This window comes from Streptomyces sp. NPDC023481 (genome assembly GCF_055560195.1).
Map to the genome: position 1 here is coordinate 189,342 of NZ_JBVHJE010000003.1, position 18,330 is coordinate 207,671.

The window sequence follows — 18,330 nt, forward strand, 5'->3', positions numbered from 1 at the left end:
CCCGTGCGCCGCGGGCACCAGGGGCACTCCGGTTCACCTGGGTGGCTGTCTACTGATCAGCCGGAGTGATTCGACGGCCCGTCAGGCTCGTGGGCCGGATCGACACCCACGTCTCGCGCTCACCGCCGGCCCAGGGGGTGGTGTGCGCGTGCTGGGTGAGCTTGCGCACGGCCTCCGGCTCCGTCACCACGCTCGCGGAGCCGACGGCGAGCACGCTCCAGCCCTGGCTCATGGCGTCGTCCACGTGGTCGACCTCGAAGGCGACCTCCGTCCCCGCCGCCGAGGCCGCCACGGAGTCGGGCGCGGTCCGGAAGACGATGGCGTCGTCGACGATCTCGTAGTTGACCGGGACGACCACTGGGTGGCCGTCGGCTGCCGACATCGCGACGCGCCCCACGCCGTGCGTGGACAGCAGGGTGCGGCACTCCTCCGGGGCCAGGTTCCGCAGCCGGGGGTGGAGCAACGCATGTCCCTGACCGGGTGGAAGATCCATGCCTCCGCCACGCAGTGCGGCGACCGTCGTGCCCAGCGCGTCGGCCAGCCGGATGAGAGTCGCCAGACTCGGGTCGGAGGGCTGCTCCTCCAGGTAGGCGAGGTAGTCGGGCGACATCATGGCACGGCGTGCCGCTTCTACCAGGCTCAGCCCCTGCCGACGGCGTTCGACTCCCACACGCCGCCCGATGTCGCCGGGATTGGCGCCTCGGGCCGACCGCGGAGCGGTGAACACGCTCTCCGTCTCGTGTGTGTCTGGCAGCGGCTCACGCGCGGCCCCTGCGTGTTCATGTTCGAGATGGTGGATGTGGGCATCGGGCCCGGGAAACACGAGCGTCACTTCATCCGTGTCCGACCAGCGCACATCGTAGGGAGGTGTTCCGTCCTCGTGGTGGAGTCCGACGATTTCGCCGTCGCGCCTGGCCGCGCCGGTCGCCGGACTTTCGACGACGAGTTGATCGCCAAGGTGAGCTCGCATGATCGCCGCCCTCTCCTCAGAATGGTGCTGTATCCAACCTGCCACGCGGACCACACCGCCGCACGAGACGGCGGCTGCCGCGTCTCCGCGAGGTGGGCGGCCCGTTTCCGGGAGGCGACATGCACCACCGAACGGTCGAGGAGCTCATGAGCCGGGACGTCGTCCGGGCACGGCGTGACACGCCGTTCAAGGAGCTCGTCAGACTGCTGGAGGAGAACGGCGTCACCGCCGTGCCCGTGGTGGACGAGCTGGACCGTCCTCTGGGCGTGGTGTCCGAGGCCGACCTGCTGCGCAAGAGCGCCGACCAGGCCGACCCCTCGGGCAGGACACCCATCCCGCACCTGGAGGCCTGGGAACGGGCCAAGGCCGAGGGCTCCCGCGCCGAGGAACTGATGTCCGCTCCCGCGGTGTGCGCACGTCCGGAGTGGACCGTGGTCGAGGCCGCCCGCCTCATGGAGACCCATAACGTCAAACGACTGCCCGTGGTGGACGAGACGGACCGGCTCCTCGGCATCGTGAGCCGCGGCGATCTGCTGCGGGTCTTCCTCCGCCGTGACGAGGCCATCCGTGAGGAGATCACCGGCGACCTGTTGCGGCGAACCTTGGGACTCGATCCACGGGACGTGAGTGCGGAGGTGCGCGACGGGCGGGTGACCCTCGCCGGCACCGTCATGTACCGGAGTCTGATCCCCGTCGTCGAGCAGTTGTGCCGTGGCGTCGACGGCGTGGTGTCGGTCTCCGGGAATCTCGCCTACAAGAAGGACGACTCCCGGATGGCGTCCACCGACACCTGAGTCGGGCCGCCGTCAGTCGTGGAGTTCAAGCGGGGCGCTGAGTGCGAGCAGCGGCACTCCAGGCGACCGCAACGGACGGTGAGACGGCTGGCAACCGGGGGTGGGTGGCATCCAGTCGGCAACTGGGCGGTCCCCTGGTCTTTCCACGATCAGACTCCGGCGCGCGTCGGCCACGGGGCCGAAAGTCCCCATCCAACCGGCGACCGTCCCTGGAAGCCGACTGCGTCCCGTTCCCGTCGTGGTGGGGCGTTCACATCTGAGGGACGACGGCGACGGGACACGGTGCGTGATGCAGTAGTGCGTGGTTGGTCAGGCCAAGCTGCAGGCCTGGGTGTCCAAGTCGTCGACGGGCGCCGACGACCACCAGATCCGCCGCCGACGCGGCTTCCAGCAGCGCTGAGCGAGCCGGTTTGTCGATGAGTCTTCGGCTCACCGCCGAGTCCCGATACCGCTCAGCGGGGTGGCGCAGAGCATCGTCGAGGACCTGCGCCGGCGGGCGCCGGTGGGCTTCCAGGAACCACGACGGGGCCTGTGGGATCGTACAAGCACCGGACGGTGCACTCCAGGCGTGCACCGCGACGAGTGGGCAGCCTCGTACGTGCGCCTCGCGCAACGCGAAGTCGACGGCCGTACCGCTGCCTTCTCCGTCCTCGATGCCCACGACCACGTTTCCGAACCGACCAGCTCGATGCTCCGGGGAGCCGCGCACCACGACGACCGGACAGTCGGCACGTGCCGCGACGGCGAGGCTGACCGAACCCAGGAGCATGCCCTCGAGATCTCCGAGTCCCCTGGACCCCAGAACCAGCGCGAAGGCATTGCGGCCCTTCCCGACCAGAGCCGAAGCCGCGTCTTCGTTCGAGACCTCGCTCGACAACCGGACCGCTGGAGCGTACTTCTGGGCGCGCGCGGAGGCGGCGCTGATCACGTGGGACGCTTCCAGCTCTCCGGCCGCCGCGTGCAGCAGATGGAGCGGGACCCCGTGCCGGGCGGCCTCGGCGGCGGCCCAGTCGAGCGCCTCCAGACTCGCCTCGGATCCGTCGACGCCCACCACCAGGGGAATCGTCACCGCGCCCGTCTCCTCTCGTGCCGGATTCCACGTCTCCGGCCGCTCCGCCACGGCCCCCGCATGCGCCACGGTGAAGCACAGGGGATCCTCAAAGGGGGAGATACGCCTCGCGCCCGGTATGCAGGTGACGCGCGGTCCGTGCATCCGGCCGGACTCGTCCGCCGCCCCCTCCAGCTTCTTACGAGACGGAGGCCGTCGCCATGCCACCAGCAGGAGTCACCGCAGGCCTCATGGCACGTCCGCGAACCTGGCCGATGCCCGCTGAGCCGCCACCGCACGGACGAGGACGCCGCGCACCACGGGCGCTCGCCTGTCGCCGTTCCTCATGACCGAGCCCGGCCTCCGCGCTTCTCGGGCCGACGCGTCGGCGCTGCAGTCGGCCGCCAGGCACGACAGCGAGCCGACCCCGCGCGCCGGGGTGTGCGAGACCCACACAGCGACGTTGTTCTTCGTCGGCGATCGGGCCTACAAGGCCAAGAAGCCGGTCGATCTGGGTTTCCTGGACTACACCACGGTCGAGGCACGCCGGGCCGCGTGCGAGCGCGAAGTCACCCTCAACCGCCGGTTCGCTCCCGACGTCTACGTGGGCTTGGGGGGGTTCCGTGCCCCGGATGCGGAGGCGCCTGAACCGGTCGTGGTCATGCGACGCATGCCGGAGGACCGCCGCCTCTCCCATCTCGTACGGGCAGGTGCTGCCGTGGACGACGTCCTTCGGACCGTCGCCCGGCAGCTGGCGGCGTGGCATGCGGCCGCACCCCGAGGCCGCGACGTGGACGAACAGGGCACGCGAGACGCGCTGTCGGCACGATGGCAGGCGAGCTTCTCCCAGCTGCACGCGCTGGCCGCGGAGGGAGCCGTGCCCGAGCACGCGACGGAGATCGAGCGGCTGGTGCACCGCTATCTCGCCGGCCGCAAGCGGCTGTTCGACAGCCGCATCGAGCAGGGGCGGGTGGTCGACGGCCACGGCGACCTCCTCGCCGAGGACGTCTTCTGCCTCGACGACGGCCCCCGCGTCCTGGACTGCCTGGAGTTCGACGACCGCCTCCGCTACGTCGACGGCCTGGACGACGCCGCCTTCCTGGCCATGGACCTCGAACGGCTCGGCTTCCCGGACGCCGCGGCGTACTTCCTCGCCAGGTACGGCGAGTACTCCGCGGATCCCGCGCCCCCCTCCCTGTGGCACCACTACATCGCCTACCGAGCCTTCGTCCGTGCCAAAGTCTCGGTGATCCAAGCCCGCCAGGGAGCGCCCGGCGCGGACGCAGCGTCCCGGAGCCTTGCCGCCATGGCACTGCGCCACCTGCGCACCTCCACCGTCGGCCTCACGCTCGTCGGCGGACTGCCGGGCAGCGGGAAGTCCACACTCGCCGGAGCGCTGGCCGACCGGCTGGGGGTCACCCTGCTCAGCAGCGACCGCATCCGCAAGGAACTGGCGGGCATCCCGGCGGAGCAGTCCGCCGCGGCCGGCTACGGCGAAGGGCTGTACACGCCCGAGTGGACGGCCAGGACGTACGCCTGCCTTCTCGACCGCGCAGCCGTGCTGCTGTCCTCCGGCGAGTCCGTCGTCCTCGACGCCACCTGGTCCGATCCCGTCCAGCGTGAGGCGGCGGTGCAGGTGGCCGAACGCGCGAACGCCGACCTGGTGGCCCTGCACTGCCATGTGCCGACCGACGTGTCCGCAGCCCGCCTGAGCACGCGCGCCCCCGGCGCCTCCGACGCCGACGCCGGGATCGCCGGCGCCATGGCCGCGAAGGAACCGCCGTGGCCTGAAGCCGTCCCGGTCGACACCAGTGGCGCCCTGGAATCCGCCGTCGCCCGGGCTCTGACGGCGGTACGCCCGTGGCGCAACGCTCAGGCCCCGGTCTTCCGTCGCCCGTACATGGAACCGGACTGAGCTGCACGGGCGGCCATGTTGCCCGGGGGCCCCGCGGGGGTGACCGTGGAGGTGGGGGAGCGAGGAGTGACGTCGGTGCGAGCGCTCGTTTACCACGGCCCTGCACAGATCTCCTGGGACACCGTTCCGGACCCTGTGATCGAGGAGGCGACCGACGCGATCGTGCGCGTCGACGCCACCACCGTGTGCGGCACTGATCTGCACATCCGACGGGGAGACTTCCCCGAGGTGAAGCCGGGGACGGTTCTCGGCCACGAAGCCGTCGGCGAGGTCGTGGAGACCGGTGGCCAGGTCCATCACCTGCGTTCCGGTGATCAGGTGATCCTGTCGTCCGTCTCGGCCTGCGGTGACTGCCTGGAGTGTCGCGATGCCAGGTACGGGCAGTGCCGCGGCGGAGGCGGATGGATCCTGGGCCATCTGATCAACGGCACCCAGGCCGAGTTGGTGCGCGTGCCGTTCGCCGACCACTCCACCACCCGGCGACCCTACGACCTCGCGCTGGATGACGCGGTCCTGCTCGCCGAACTCCTGCCCACCGCCTACGAGGTCGGAGTGCGGAACGGACATGTCGGCCCGGGAGACACCGTCGTCGTGGTGGGCGCGGGTCCCGTCGGACTGGCCGCCGTGATTCTGGCGCGCATGTACTCGCCGCGCAGGATCATCGTCGTGGATCTGGCCGACGCTCGCCTCAGGACCGCCGCCCGGGTGGGGGCCGATGCCGCCGAATCGCCGGGGAAGATGATCGGCGACCTGTCCGAGGGGCCGGGCGCAGACGTGGTCATAGAGGCGTCGGGCGATCCGGACGGCTTCGTGCTGTGCACGCGCGCCGTTCGCACAGGAGGGCACATCGCCAACATCGGCACGCACGGCAAGCCGGCAACGCTCCACCTGGAGTCCCTGTGGCGCAAGAACGTGACGATCAGCACCGGCCAGGTGGACACCTCTTCCACCCCGTGGCTGCTGGAGCTGATGAGGTTCGGGCATCTGCCCGTCTCCCGGCTGGTCACCCACACCTTCGGCTTCGACCGCATGCAGGACGCCTACGAGGTGTTCGCGCGTGGCCCCAGCACGGGAGCCCTCAAAGTCGTCCTGCATCGCGAGTGGTCCCCTTGACGAGATCTGTCATGCGAAACCCGGTCGTTGCAGGTGTGGACCCTGTCGACCGGTACCGGGCCCTGATCGAGGCCGGCAGCGCGCAGATGCGGGCCAGGTCCTGCGCGCGGTGGTGCGGTCCTTCCAGCAGGCTCTGGATTCGACGGGCCGCGTGTCTACCCTGAGGCGACTGGCGAACGGGTCGCCTCTTCAGGGCGTGAAGGGGATGGGCGGGATGGTGTGCTGGTTGCCGTGGACGACGTCCGTGTGGCCGCGGTTCGTGACGCACTGGCGCCCTATGCCTGGCAGTCGCTCCGCCCCGAGGCACTCTGCCGCCGCGCGGTGGCGGCCATGGACAGCATGGACGTCCACCGGCCCGGCTTCACCAGTACCGAGGAGCGCAAGGCCGTACTGATGACGTTCCTGGCCGGCCATCGATGGCGGTCCCTCACGCTCGAGGCTCTGAGCAGGCAGCTCGTCAGCGCGGTCCAGACGTGGCGCCAGGAGCAGGCGTGGCTGGACATCCAGCTGGGCCTGCTCCTGGACGACGCCGGCTGAACCACCGCGCCCACCGGTCCATTTGTCAGGCCGGCGAGAAGGGGGCCTGCGGGGCGCGACGGCTGCCTGGCGTCTGCTGTGACGCGCGACGACACAGAAACGACTCTAGACTCGAGGAACGGGTGTTACCACCAGAGCCAAGCCTTCCGGGGAGGCTGGATGCACCCCAACGCACAGGACGCCACCCGACCCAGCACCGGCAGCCTTGCACGCGATCAATTGGCCGATGAACGCACTTGCTTGGCATGGCTGCGTACGGGTGTCAGCGTGGCCGCCCTCGGGATCGCGGGGGCTGAACTCACTGGCCATCGAGGTGTCCATGCGGTCGCCGCCGGCTTCATTCTCCTCTTGGCCGGACTACTGGTCTCCGTTTACGGAACCTGGCGTTACCAGGTCGTCCGACGGCAGTTGGACGTCGGTGACTTCGCTCCCGCGGCTTTTTGGAGCGGTCATCACGGCCAGTGTCGTCACGCTTCTTGCTTTGATCGCAGTCCTGGTCGTGATCCGACGGCCGAGTGGCTTTGTGTATCCAGCGGTGATGCCACGTCAAACTATCTGTGTTGTGATAAAGAGGAGGTGGACGGCATGACATTCCCTTCTGAAGCCCCCGGTGGCAGCACGCCACCCGAAGCCCAGCCTCGGAAAGACCCCTCTGGTGCGGAAGTTCTGAGTGCCGTGGCGAATCTCGGCTGGCAGGCCCTGTTCACCATCGGTCTGGCCTCGATTGCTCTGGGCGCGGTCGTCCTGGCGTGGCCGAGTGAGACGCTGCGGGTCGTCGGCGTCCTCTTCGGCGTCTTTCTGCTGGTCAGCGGTGTCTTCCAGGTAGCCGCGGCTTTCGGCACTCACGTACCAGGGCATCTGCGGGCGCTGCACTTCATCACAGGCGCACTCTGTGTACTGCTCGGGCTTGTCTGCTTCCGGGGCCCCCTGCAATCGATCCTGCTGCTCGCCCTCTGGATCGGTTTCGGCTGGCTGTTGCGCGGCATCACGATGACGGCTGCCGCGGGGTCGTCCCCGGACATGCCGGCACGGGGCTGGCAGCTGTTCCTGGGAATCATCACGATGCTGGCAGGCATCGTGATCATCGTCGCGCCGTTCGGCTCGATCGCCACCCTCACCCTCGTCGCGGGCGTCATGGCGATCGTCCTTGGCACGGTCGAGGTGTTCCACGCCATCCGACTGCGCGTCGAGGCGGGCCGTCTGGTCCAGGGCCCCTCCACCAGGCAGCGGCGGTCTCTGTTCCATGCACATCCCCACTCACAGCACTGACCTCCCGCGTCGAGCCGACGTGCCCGGCGTGGGTGCCCGGGGTCCGTGGTGGAACCCGGCAGGAAGATCTGTGCGGCTGAGCGGAGCCTGGGGCCCGTCGGCACGGCAGCAGCCGTGTTCGTCGCCGGATCAGGAACGGCCGGTAAGCGGCTCTGACGGGTGACGACGCCCGGGCCTTGTCTCCCGCCAGACGTCAAGCGTGCACATTGGCTGGTGCGGAGGTCGACAGACGTCCGCGGCAGAGCCGGTGTCGTCCCAGCGGCACACCTACTGCGGCGATTCCGGCCGGTGAGGAACCGTCATGGCAGGGGAGTCGGCCGTCGCCCGATTTCCCAGCGTAGTGGTGGCACTCCGAAACTCACCGTTGCGCGCCAAGGGGCCATCCTTGGAGAACCTGAGGCGGGGCCGGCAGATGAACGCAGAGACCGTCTTCATCCTCACGATGATGGTGCTGTGCTACTCCATGGTCTCCGCGCGGGTCGCGCGGTCCTGGCTGTCGCCCGCGCTGGTCTTCCTCGGCCTTGGCCTGCTTCTCGGCCAGCACGCCCTGGGCTGGGTACAGGTGCGTATGGACCGTGCGGGGTTCAGGACGGTCGCGGAGCTCGCTCTGACGCTGAGCCTGTTCAACCAGGCATCCCAGCTCGGTCTGCACGCGGTGCTGCGCCGCAGGGCGCTGGGCCGGCGTCTGCTGGGGATCGGGACGCCGCTGACGGTGGCACTCGGCACGGTCGTGGCGTTGCTGATCCTGCCCGCACTGCCGTTCTGGGAGGCCGTGTGCCTTGCGATCATCGTGGCGCCCACCGAGGCGGCGTTGATCGAGGGGGTCCTCATGCATCCACGGGTCCCCGGCCCCGTACGTGAGGGGCTTTCGGTGGAGAGCGGGCTGTGCGACGGGATCGCGCTGGCCGCGCTGCTGACGGCCCTGGCCGTTGCCTACGATCACGTCCAGCCCTCGGCCGGCCAGTGGGTGTGGTTTGCTTTCCGGACCGTGCACGTCTCCATGGCCGTCGGGCTCTGCGTCGGTCTGATCGGCGGCAAAGCCGTGTCCGTCGCGAGGGCGCGGCAGTGGATGACCGATACCTGGGCCCAGTTGGCGAGCCTCGCGCTCCCGGTCTCCTGTTTCGGCGCGGCTGAGCAGTTCCATGGAAGCGGCTTCGTCGCCGCTTTCGCCGGCGGTCTGGCCTACGCCGCGGTGGTGCCGCCGGGTGGGAAAGGGCCGACGGTCACGAACGTGTCCGAAGCGACCGGTGAGCTCCTGGAACTCGTCGTCTTCGCCCTCTTCGGCGCGGTCTCCGTCGTACCGGCCGTGCGGCACGCCGATTGGCGCGTATGGCTGTTCGCGGCCCTGGCCCTGACCGCCGTACGCGTCACTGCCATCGCGGCGGCGATGGCCGGCAGCGGAATGACGGGCAGGATCACCTTGTTCATGGGCTGGTTCGGCCCCCGCGGCATCGCCACCCTCGTGCTCGGCCTGATCGTCCTGCAGGAGAACAAGACCCAGCAGACGACGCTGATGACGCAGGCCGTGGTGGTCACGGTGACCCTGAGCATCGTGTGGCACAGTCTCACAGCCCGGTTGGGGGTCCGGCTCTGCCGGCCGGACGTGTCCGCAGAAACCCTCGCCACCCCGAGCGCGCCCGGCGATCCCGCGGGGGACGGCGGGGTCGCGTGACGGAGAAGGTGACGTATGCCGGTGCGCAGGCTCCGCATCAAGTGGTGGCCGGAGCAGAGGGCCTGGGCAGTGCCGTTGGCGTTCGTGGCCGACGGACTAGGTCTGGCCTTTGCCGTGCCCGCCGTCGACCGGGCCGTGCGGCAGGACCTCGGAATCACCTGGGACCCGGACAGTGTGCGGACCACCTTGTCCCCTCGGCCAGCGGCATGATCGCCTTCACCGGCTTCGTGTTCTCCGCGGGGGTGTTGGCCATCTCCTTCGGTACGACGGCGTTCTCCGCACAGCTGATCAAGAGATCGCGTTCCTGGCCCTGATCGACCGGCTCCCCGGCAGGCTGCGCGTCGCCAGCCTGGTTCGCACAGTCGGTTCGGCCGGGCTCGGAGCGGCGGCCTCGTTTCACCAACAGGCAGCGGCCGGGTTGCGGCCGCCGCTCGCAGCGACCGACGACGTCCAGGTCGTCCGTCACGAGGGCCGGTGCGCGTCGCTCGTGGAGGTGGACCCCGCGTATTCCGTCCGCCCGACATCGCCATCAAGGCGCTGTCGCCCGGCATCAACGGCCCGACCACGGCTGTCCAGGCCACTGGACCAGATCGAGGACTGCTGATACGGCTTGCAGAACTGCCACCGGGTCCCTCGGTGTTCGCCGACGCCGAAGCTGAGCCCCACCTCTTCGTCCCGACTTGGAATGGCCGGACTATGTGCTGCCGGCCACCACCGGGATGGAATTCACCACTACGGCAGGGACTCCGGACTCCGCCCCTTCCCAGCGTGGCGTCAATCGCTCATAGCTCGCAGAGGCGTGCGCTGGGCCGCCGCCCGAGCGACAGACGTTGAGCCCCGATGTGTCCATCTTCATTGCCCTCACCACCGCGATCATCCATCCGTAGCCTCATTCGCAGGGCGTGGACCCTCTATCGCTGGCCGAACCGCCCGGGAAGCCCCGCATCCGGTGGCGGTCATGACCTCCGCGGGGTGGGCGATCCGCTTACGAGGACGCCCACCCCGCTTTCAATGGGCCAGATCAGTGGCCACCATGGCCCCCACCATGGCCGCCGCCGTCACCGTGGCCGCCACCATTGCCCCCGCCATGGCCGTCGCCGTTACCGTGGTCTCCACCGTGGCCGTATCCACCGTGGTCACCGTCGTTGTAGTGTCCACCGTTGTCGTAACCACCGTGATCGCCATGGTTGTCACAACCGTTGTCCCACCAGTCGTCATCGCAGTCGCTGTTGAAGTGGTGGGAGTAGGACGAGACGTGAGCCGGGGTGGCCGCTGTAGCCGTCCCGGCCGCGCCGATCGCAGCGCCGCCCGCCATCAGGATGCCGGCCGCGGAAGCCGCGAAAAGGCGCTTGGTTCTCTGTGCTCGCATGGGTCGTACCTTTCGCTCCAGAGCCTCGCGCATCTGGGAACGCGCACGAGACCGATGGCCGCGCCGAAAAGATGAATCATGTGCGACGCGGTTCGGGCGTGCCGCATGGTCTGAGAAGTACTCCGCATCTCCGGCTGACCAGTGCAGTCCGAATGCTTCGGCGGGCAGGCACTGTCACCACCGCCCACTGTGGGCCGGCTCTGCCGGAGGGGGAGTACCCCGTGCTACGGCACCGCCGCATAGACGAGTCTTGCCCTTGGCCGAGCCGGCAGCAAGGTACGACTGACCCAAGTCGTGGGCCAGTAGTATCCGCTCCCTGGGCCGATCGGCCTAATGACGTGGGGTCCCGCCTCCCTCCGGGCATTTGCCGGCCATGGGCCGCTGCCCTTGCTTGGCGGCGGCGCAACCGGTCTGTCTGGAGCACGATGCTGCGCCGTGTGTGCTCGAGGGCCCGCAGCGAGATGCAGGCGCTGCAGCGGGATGCGGACCGTTGCCCAGTGCGTTGACATGGAGGAAGCGTCGGTAAAAGGACCCTCGCCGTCGGCCAGCCGCAAGATGATCCGGTTCGGACAGCGACGGAGAGCCGGGTGGGCCCGGATCTCCGTCACCAGTTCCGGTGACACCGAACGCAGCACCTCGACCCTGGTTCGCTGAAAGGCCTTTAGCCGCCGGTAGGCGGATTCGACCTCGCCGCGTTCAACAGGGTCGGCCGGCCAGGCCGCGAATTCCAGCCGGTCGGTCAACAGCCTGATGATCTTGCCCTGGTCGATCTGGTAGTCGACCACCCCAGTCGGTTCCGCTGGGCAGGACCTCCATGGGCTTCGCGGCGACGAAGGCGCGAACTGTGATCAGCAAGGGTGCTCAGCATGCGTGTAGGCCTTCCACACAGTGCGACACCGGGGGAAGGCCCGGTCCATGATCACTGTCGTCCCGACGGCAGTGCCGGCCATTTCTGTCGCCGGCGCGAGCTCGCCACCGCTGCCCTTTGAAGAGCGGGGACCGCTCGGACCGGCCCCCGACGTCCGCCCAGGCCACGGCTGTCGGCGCGGCTGGGGCCGAGGAGGCCAAAGGTCCCCGCACGCTTGCCCTCATGGCACTGTCGACGCGCCGCAGTACTGGAAATGCTGCGATCGTGGTGGAAGGACGGTAAGGCCCCCCGCGCTCTCCCCGAGTGCTGAAGGAGGTCGGTCATGAGCGCCGACGCCGATGTGAACACCCCCCGGCCGCCCGCGTCCGACGGGCTCGTCATGGGCAAGGACGGCATGGGCGCGCTCGTGGACGTGCTGGTCCGGCGCGGATTCACCGTGGTCGGACCCACGGTGCGGGACGGCGCGATCGTGCTGGCGGAGCTGCTGTCGGCCGACGAGCTGCCGTACGGATGGGGCGTGGAGCTGGAGGCGGGGCGGTACCGCCTGCGGGAGCGGTCGGACGGCGCGGCCTTCGCGAACGCGGCGGGTCCCCAGTCCTGGAAGTCCTTCCTGCATCCGGCGCGGGTGCGGGAGTGGAGCGCCGAACGGGTGGAGGGGGATCTGGTCCTCACCGCCGACCAGGCCGCGCCCCCGCGGTACGCCTTCCTGGGTGTGCGCCCCTGCGATCTGCGGGCCATCGCCATCCAGGACCGGGTACTGACCGGCGGCGCGTACCGCGATCCCACCTACGAGGGGCGGCGCTCCGAGGCCCTGCTGATCGTGGTCGAGTGCACGGAGCCCGGTGCCACGTGCTTCTGCGTCTCCATGGGCACCGGGCCCGCTGCCGGTCCCGGCTACGACCTGGTGATGACCGAGGTGGTTGACGAGGACGGCCACCGCTTCTGGGTCCGCAGCGGCAGCCCGGAAGGCGCGGAGATCCTGGCTGAACTGCCCGCCCGTCCGGCCGACCCGGAAACCCGGGAGACGGCTCGCGCAGCCGTCACAGCCGCCGCGGACCGCATGGGACGGACCATGCCTGAGGCGGATCTGCGGGAGCTGATGGCCGGCACGCTCGACGCGCCCCGCTGGGACGATGTCGCCGGGCGGTGCCTGACGTGCGGCAACTGCACCATGGTGTGCCCCACCTGCTTCTGCACCACCACCGAGGACGTCACGGACCTCACCGGTGACCACGCCGAGCGGTGGCGGTTGTGGGACTCCTGCTTCGACCTCGACTTCTCCCAGCTGCACGGCGGTCCGGTCCGCGCCTCCTCGCGCAGCCGCTACCGCCAGTGGATGACCCACAAACTCGGTACCTGGTACGACCAGTTCGGCTCGTCGGGCTGCGTGGGCTGCGGGCGCTGCATCGTGTGGTGTCCGGTCGGTATCGACATCACAGAGGAAGCGGCTGCCCTGCACGACTGGACGGCAGCGGAGCCGAAGGGGGGATGACCACCGTGCCGCTCCCGCTGCCCTATCGCGTCGCCGCCACCTGGGCCGAGACCGCCGACACCCGGTCGATCGAGCTGGTACCAACCGGGGAGGCACTCGGGCCCTTCTCGCCGGGGCAGTTCGCGATGGTCTACGCGTTCGGGGTCGGTGAGGTGCCCATCTCGGCCAGTGCCCTGCGCGGCTACCACGGGGGTCTTGTGCACACCGTGCGCGCGGTGGGCGCGGTCTCGAGCGCCCTGTACCGGCTGCGCCCGGGTGACAGCGTCGGACTCAGCGGGCCGTACGGCACCGGCTGGGACCTCGAAGCGGCAGCCGGACACGACGTACTGGTGGTCGCCGGCGGCATCGGGCTGGCTCCGCTGCGGCCGGTCGTGCACACGGTCCTGGACCGGCCGGCGGAGTATGGACGGCTCACCGTCCTGGTGGGCGCCCGCACCTCCGCCGACCTTGTCTTCCAGGACGAGATCGAGAGCTGGCGCGGGCCGGCCCAGGTCGAGGTGACCGTCGACCGCCCCGGTCCGGGCTGGCAGGGCGCGGTTGGCGTGGTCACCACCCTCCTCGACCGACTCGACCTGCGTCCCGAACGGACCTGCGCACTGGTGTGCGGACCCGAGGTGATGATGCGGCACACCGCACGCGATCTCGTGACCCGCGGGCTGGCCCCGCACCGCGTCCAGGTGTCCCTGGAACGGAACATGCACTGCGCCACCGGCCACTGCGGCCACTGCCAGCTCGGCCCGCTCCTGCTCTGCCGGGACGGCCCGGTCGTCGGCTACGACCGCGTGGCAGATCTGCTCCTCGTGAGGGAGTTGTGACATGGTCACCGACCTCGGCCCGGTCATTCGTACACGGCCGACACTCGCGGTGTGGAAGTTCGCCTCGTGCGACGGCTGTCAGCTGACCCTCCTGGACTGTGAGGACGAACTCCTCGGCCTCACCGAACGCGTCCGGATCGACCACTTCGTGGAGATGACACCGGCCGAGGGCGCCGACCGGGAGCGTGCGCGACTGGAGGGCCGTGGGCCCTACGACCTGTCCCTGGTCGAGGGGTCGATCACCACCGCCGAGGACGCCGAGCGGATCCAGCACGTCCGCCGCATCTCGAGGTACCTGGTGACCATCGGAGCCTGCGCCACCGCGGGCGGCGTCCAGGCACTGCGCAACTTCGCCGACGTCGACGACTTCCTCGCCGCCGTCTACGCACAGCCGGAGTACATCGCCACCCTGGAGACCTCGACACCGATCTCGGCCCACGTGCCGGTCGACTTCGAACTGCGCGGGTGCCCCATCGACCGCCGCCAGCTGCTCGAAGTCATCAACGCCTACCTGGCCGGTCGCAAACCCCAGATCTCGAACCACAGCGTCTGCTTCGAGTGCAAGAGGCGCGGCACCACCTGCATCACCGTGGCCCACGGCACCCCCTGTCTCGGCCCGGTCACACACGCCGGCTGCGGTGCCATCTGCCCCGCCTACGGACGAGGCTGCTACGGCTGCTTCGGACCGTCGGGCAAGCCCAATCTGCGCTCCATGATCGCGCAGCTGCGCCACGACGGGATGAGTGAGCGGGACATCCAGCGTGTCTTCCGCGCCTTCAACGCCGCGTCGCCGGAATATGCCCCCGTACCCGACCTCGGGGCCGAGGAGCAGCAGAGCCCTCCGGCCTGACGGACCCCCGCCCGGAAGGCGCGCATGAACGATCGCGGAAACCGCGTCCTGCGGCTGGACGCGCTGGCCAGGGTGGAGGGCGAGGCAGCCCTCCACCTACGCGTCGAGGGTGACACGGTCGCCGAGACGCGGCTGCGCATCTACGAACCGCCGCGTTTCTTCGAGGCCTTCCTGACCGGCCGCGGCCACACCGAGCCTCCCGACATCACCGCCCGGATCTGCGGTATCTGCCCGGTCGCCTACCAGATGAGCGCCTGCCGGGCGATCGAGAACGCCTTCGGGGTCACGGTGGACGGCCCCCTCGCGGAACTCCGGCGCCTGCTGTACTGCGGCGAATGGATCGAGAGCCACACTCTGCACATCTACCTGCTGCATGCCCCGGACTTCCTGGGGCGTGCCGACGTCGTGGAGCTCGCCCGCGACCAGCGAGCCGTCGTCGAACGCGGTCTGAGGCTCAAACAGGCCGGCAACGCGATCGTCGAACAGCTCGGCGGCCGCCCCATCCATCCGGTCAACGTCCGGGTCGGCGGCTTCTACCGGACTCCGGAACGGGAAGAACTGCGTCCGTTGGCCGAACGGCTGCGGCAGGCCCGGGATGACGCGCTGGAAACCGTCCGCTGGGCGGCGGCGTTCGACTTCCCCGAAGCCGTGTGCGACCACGACCTGTTCGCACTGCGCGACCCGGGCCGCTACGCGATCGACTCCGGAGCACCGGCGGTCATGGCCGCTCGAGGCCAAGGCCCGGCGCTGCGCGAGTTCCCCCTGGGCGACTTCGAACAGCACGTCCAGGAAGGGCAGGTACCGCACTCCACGGCTCGCACGGCCGCACTCGACGGCCGCCGCTACCTGACCGGGCCGCTCGCCCGCTACGCCATCAACGGCCGTTGGCTCCACCCCGTGGCCGCCGAGGCGGCGCGCGACGCCGGCCTGGGCGACCCGTTGACCGGCGCCGTCTGCGACAACCCCTTCCGCAGCATCGTCGTACGCGCCGTGGAAGTGGTGCAGGCCATCGAGGAAGCCCTGCGGATCATCGGCGGATACGAACGACCTCCCCGGCCGGCCGTCGAGGTCCCGCCGCGCCAGGCTTCCGGCACCGGGGCCACCGAGGCGCCTCGGGGACTGCTGTACCACCGCTACACCCTCGCCGAGGACGGCACGGTCACCGAGGCCCGCATCATCCCGCCCACGGCCCAGAACCAGACGGCCATCGAGGAGGACGTGCGCAAGGCGGTCCAGGCGCGCCTGGAGACAGCCGGGCCCGCCGCTGACGACGAGGAGCTCACCCATCTGTGCGAACGGGCCATCCGCAACCACGACCCCTGCATCTCCTGCGCCGCCCACTTCCTCGACGTGACCGTAGAGCGCACATGAGCGGCCGGGTCGTGGTGATCGGCGTGGGCAATCCCCTGCGCGGTGACGACGGCGTCGGTCCGGCCGCGGTGGAGGCGTTGCGGGGGCGCGTCCCGGATGGAACCGTCCTCACGGTCAGCGACGGCGAACCCGCACGCATGCTCGATCTGTGGCGCGGCGCGGACACGGTGATCGTCGTGGAAGCCCTCCGCGCACAGCCGGCCCGGCCCGGGGAGCTGCACACCCTCACGGCGGCGGACGCGGCCTCCGGGACAGCGGCTACTGCGAGCACCCATGCGCTCGGCCTCGCAGAGTGCCTCGCCCTGGCGGAGGCACTCGGGCAGCTGCCGCAGAGGCTCGTGGTGCACGCAGTGGAGGTGGCGGACGTCGAACTCGGCGCGCCCCTGAGTGAAGCGGTGCGGTCGGCGCTCCCCGACCTGGTCGACCGTGTCGTCGCATCCGTTCGGCGGGCACACGGCCCGAACCACGAGGATTAGGGGGCCGATGGTCCTCCAGCGCGGGGCCGATGCGCCCTCGCGACCTCCGTCCCGGAGTGCGACGGTGAAGTTCACCCCCCAATGCCGCACGTGTTTGGCGGCCCCATGAAAGGCGGTGGGGACGATGACACTTCCTCTGGTGGTGGGCGTGGACGGATCGGACTCGTGCCTCCTGGCGGTCGACTGGGCTGTGGACGAAGCAGCCCGTCACGGTGTCCCGCTCAGGCTGGTGTACGCGTCCTTGTGGGCGCGCTACGAGGCGGGTGTTCCCTCGGTGGACCCGAGGCGACCCTCCGAGCAGGTGCTGGCCGAGCACATCGTGGCCTCGGCGGCCGATCGGGCCGAACGGCGCAACCCGGATGTGAAGGTCACCACCGACATCGTGCCGGACGACGCTGTGGCCGCTCTCGTGCGCGCGGGCGACGAGGCGTTCGCGCTGGTGACGGGTTCACGCGGCCGTGGTGAGCTCAAGGGCCTGCTGCTCGGATCGGTCGGACTCGGCGTGTCCGCACGAGCACGCTGCCCGGTGGTCGTGGTGCGGGGTGATCGCGTGGGCCTGGAGGGTGCGCACGAGCGGATCCTGCTCGGCCTGGGCGAAACCGACACGAGCGCGGAGGCCGTGCGTTTCGCCTTCCGCGAGGCCGAGGTGCGCGGGTGCGTCCTCGACGTCGTGCGTGCCTGGCGCAGGCCTGCCTACGACGGACACGGTGACCGGTTGCAGCCCGGCGGACAGGCGGACACGTACGAGGAGAACGCCTCCGTCGTGATCGACGCTCTTCTCAAGGCGGCGAGCGCCGAGCATCCGCATGTCCGGACGCGCCCGTCGGTCGTCGAAGGACCGGCCGGCAAGATCCTCGTGGACCGGTCGGCGGCCGCGGATCTCGTGATCGTCGGGGCACACCGTAGGACGGGTCACTTCGGATTCCAGCTCGGCTGCGTGAGCCATGCGCTGCTGCACCATGCTCAGTGTCCGGTCGCGGTCGTGCCCGAACGGCAGTGAGTGCGCTCCTGGGCATGCCTGCCGGTCCACTGTTCTCGGGGTGGCGCCATCTACGCCACGCTCCCATCCGAACAGATCGCGCACCCTGATGGTCTCGACGCGTCCCCATATGCCGTCGGGCAGCAGCATCCGTGGGAACGCGGTGAGCGCCAGCCAGGTCACGCGTCACGGGCGCTGACGGCACGCCGCCCCCGTCGCCCCGTCATGCCGCCGGATGCCCATCGGTGGCGGTGTGGCGACGGGTCCCGCAGCGTGGAGAGCATGGGCGGGTCGGCCCCGTGGGCACAGACACCGAAGGAGAGTGGGACGCATGGACACGGATGTCTCGGAGCCGCGGGTGGTGGTCGGCGTCGACGGGTCGCAGTCCTCGTACGAGGCCCTGCGCTGGGCCGTGCGCTACGCCGGGCTGGTCGGCGGCACCGTGGAAGCGGTCGCCGTGTGGGAGCTGCCGGGCCTGTACGGCTGGTCGGGGCCCGCCGTGGACATGGACGTCGACGAGGAGGAGACCCGGCAGAAGATGAACCAGGAGCTGGCCGACGTGCTCGGCGCGGAGGCCGCGGGCTCGGTGCGGAGCCACGTGGTGCACGGCAACGCCGCCGACGTCCTGCTGCGGGCCGCCGAGGGAGCCGAGGTCCTGGTGGTGGGCAGCCGGGGCAGGGGCGGGTTCGCTCGTGCCCTTCTCGGCTCCGTCAGTCAGCATGTCTCGCAGCATGCGAGCTGCCCGGTCGTGATCGTGCGTTCCCAGAAGCAGTGACCCGGGCCTGGAGCAGT

The 18,330-nt window shown here is 70.0% G+C and carries 17 protein-coding genes and 1 pseudogene; 15 read left to right on the plus strand and 3 right to left on the minus strand.

Annotated features, from left to right (window positions below; all coding sequences use genetic code 11):
• Window positions 1-49 precede the first annotated feature (49 nt).
• A complete protein-coding gene (locus ACZ3ZD_RS08340; protein ID WP_467394885.1) occupies window positions 50-970 on the minus strand; it encodes a DUF1918 domain-containing protein in 921 nt (306 codons plus the stop codon).
• Window positions 971-1,089: 119 nt separating this feature from the next.
• On the opposite strand from ACZ3ZD_RS08340, the gene ACZ3ZD_RS08345 reads away from it, so the two are divergent.
• Window positions 1,090-1,764: a CBS domain-containing protein gene (locus ACZ3ZD_RS08345; protein WP_467394887.1), complete on the plus strand. Its 675-nt coding sequence runs from the start codon at window positions 1,090-1,092 to the stop codon at window positions 1,762-1,764.
• A gap of 250 nt (window positions 1,765-2,014) precedes the next feature.
• Here ACZ3ZD_RS08345 and ACZ3ZD_RS08350 read toward each other — a convergent pair whose 3' ends face one another.
• The gene (locus ACZ3ZD_RS08350) at window positions 2,015-2,833 is read right to left on the minus strand and encodes a universal stress protein (protein WP_467394889.1); all 819 of its coding nucleotides are present in this window, start codon (window positions 2,831-2,833) and stop codon (window positions 2,015-2,017) included.
• Window positions 2,834-3,251: 418 nt separating this feature from the next.
• Between ACZ3ZD_RS08350 and ACZ3ZD_RS08355 the strand changes: the two genes are divergently transcribed.
• From ACZ3ZD_RS08355 to ACZ3ZD_RS08385, 7 genes and pseudogenes are all read left to right on the plus strand, one after another.
• Window positions 3,252-4,727 (plus strand): bifunctional aminoglycoside phosphotransferase/ATP-binding protein, encoded by a 1,476-nt coding sequence (locus ACZ3ZD_RS08355; RefSeq protein ID WP_467395321.1) that lies wholly within the window; start codon window positions 3,252-3,254, stop codon window positions 4,725-4,727.
• A 75-nt stretch (window positions 4,728-4,802) separates the two neighbouring features.
• Window positions 4,803-5,840 (plus strand): alcohol dehydrogenase catalytic domain-containing protein, encoded by a 1,038-nt coding sequence (locus tag ACZ3ZD_RS08360; protein ID WP_467394891.1) that lies wholly within the window; start codon window positions 4,803-4,805, stop codon window positions 5,838-5,840.
• A gap of 231 nt (window positions 5,841-6,071) precedes the next feature.
• Entirely contained in the window at window positions 6,072-6,377 is a 306-nt protein-coding gene (locus tag ACZ3ZD_RS08365; protein WP_467394893.1) for a hypothetical protein, read from the plus strand.
• 159 nt (window positions 6,378-6,536) lie between these two features.
• Window positions 6,537-6,770: pseudogene (locus tag ACZ3ZD_RS08370) on the plus strand (DUF202 domain-containing protein); the annotation flags it as partial.
• Window positions 6,771-6,962: 192 nt separating this feature from the next.
• Complete coding sequence (locus ACZ3ZD_RS08375; protein ID WP_467395322.1) at window positions 6,963-7,646, plus strand: HdeD family acid-resistance protein; 684 nt, start codon at window positions 6,963-6,965, stop codon at window positions 7,644-7,646.
• A gap of 412 nt (window positions 7,647-8,058) precedes the next feature.
• On the plus strand, window positions 8,059-9,318 hold the full coding sequence (locus ACZ3ZD_RS08380; protein WP_467394895.1) for a cation:proton antiporter domain-containing protein: 1,260 nt from the start codon (window positions 8,059-8,061) through the stop codon (window positions 9,316-9,318).
• A gap of 474 nt (window positions 9,319-9,792) precedes the next feature.
• Entirely contained in the window at window positions 9,793-10,152 is a 360-nt protein-coding gene (locus tag ACZ3ZD_RS08385; RefSeq protein WP_467394897.1) for a DUF2254 family protein, read from the plus strand.
• Window positions 10,153-10,326: 174 nt separating this feature from the next.
• On the opposite strand, the gene ACZ3ZD_RS08390 is transcribed toward ACZ3ZD_RS08385, so the two are convergent.
• Complete coding sequence (locus tag ACZ3ZD_RS08390; RefSeq protein ID WP_467394899.1) at window positions 10,327-10,503, minus strand: hypothetical protein; 177 nt, start codon at window positions 10,501-10,503, stop codon at window positions 10,327-10,329.
• 1,374 nt (window positions 10,504-11,877) lie between these two features.
• Here ACZ3ZD_RS08390 and ACZ3ZD_RS08395 point away from each other — a divergent pair.
• From ACZ3ZD_RS08395 to ACZ3ZD_RS08425, 7 genes are all read left to right on the plus strand, one after another.
• A complete protein-coding gene (locus tag ACZ3ZD_RS08395; protein ID WP_467394901.1) occupies window positions 11,878-13,047 on the plus strand; it encodes a 4Fe-4S dicluster domain-containing protein in 1,170 nt (389 codons plus the stop codon).
• Window positions 13,044-13,862 (plus strand): FAD/NAD(P)-binding protein, encoded by an 819-nt coding sequence (locus ACZ3ZD_RS08400; protein WP_467394903.1) that lies wholly within the window; start codon window positions 13,044-13,046, stop codon window positions 13,860-13,862. The genes ACZ3ZD_RS08395 and ACZ3ZD_RS08400 overlap by 4 nt, the downstream gene beginning before the upstream one ends.
• 1 nt (window position 13,863) lies before the next feature.
• On the plus strand, window positions 13,864-14,712 hold the full coding sequence (locus ACZ3ZD_RS08405; protein ID WP_467394905.1) for an NADH-quinone oxidoreductase subunit B family protein: 849 nt from the start codon (window positions 13,864-13,866) through the stop codon (window positions 14,710-14,712).
• Between the two features lie 24 nt (window positions 14,713-14,736).
• The gene (locus tag ACZ3ZD_RS08410; protein WP_467394907.1) at window positions 14,737-16,083 is read left to right on the plus strand and encodes a Ni/Fe hydrogenase subunit alpha; all 1,347 of its coding nucleotides are present in this window, start codon (window positions 14,737-14,739) and stop codon (window positions 16,081-16,083) included.
• The gene (locus tag ACZ3ZD_RS08415; RefSeq protein ID WP_467394909.1) at window positions 16,080-16,559 is read left to right on the plus strand and encodes a hydrogenase maturation protease; all 480 of its coding nucleotides are present in this window, start codon (window positions 16,080-16,082) and stop codon (window positions 16,557-16,559) included. Before ACZ3ZD_RS08410 ends, ACZ3ZD_RS08415 begins: the two co-directional genes overlap by 4 nt.
• Window positions 16,560-16,683: 124 nt before the next feature.
• Window positions 16,684-17,559 (plus strand): universal stress protein, encoded by an 876-nt coding sequence (locus tag ACZ3ZD_RS08420; protein ID WP_467394911.1) that lies wholly within the window; start codon window positions 16,684-16,686, stop codon window positions 17,557-17,559.
• A 310-nt stretch (window positions 17,560-17,869) separates the two neighbouring features.
• Window positions 17,870-18,313, plus strand: coding sequence for a universal stress protein (locus ACZ3ZD_RS08425; protein ID WP_467394913.1), 444 nt, complete (start codon window positions 17,870-17,872; stop codon window positions 18,311-18,313).
• Window positions 18,314-18,330 lie beyond the last annotated feature (17 nt).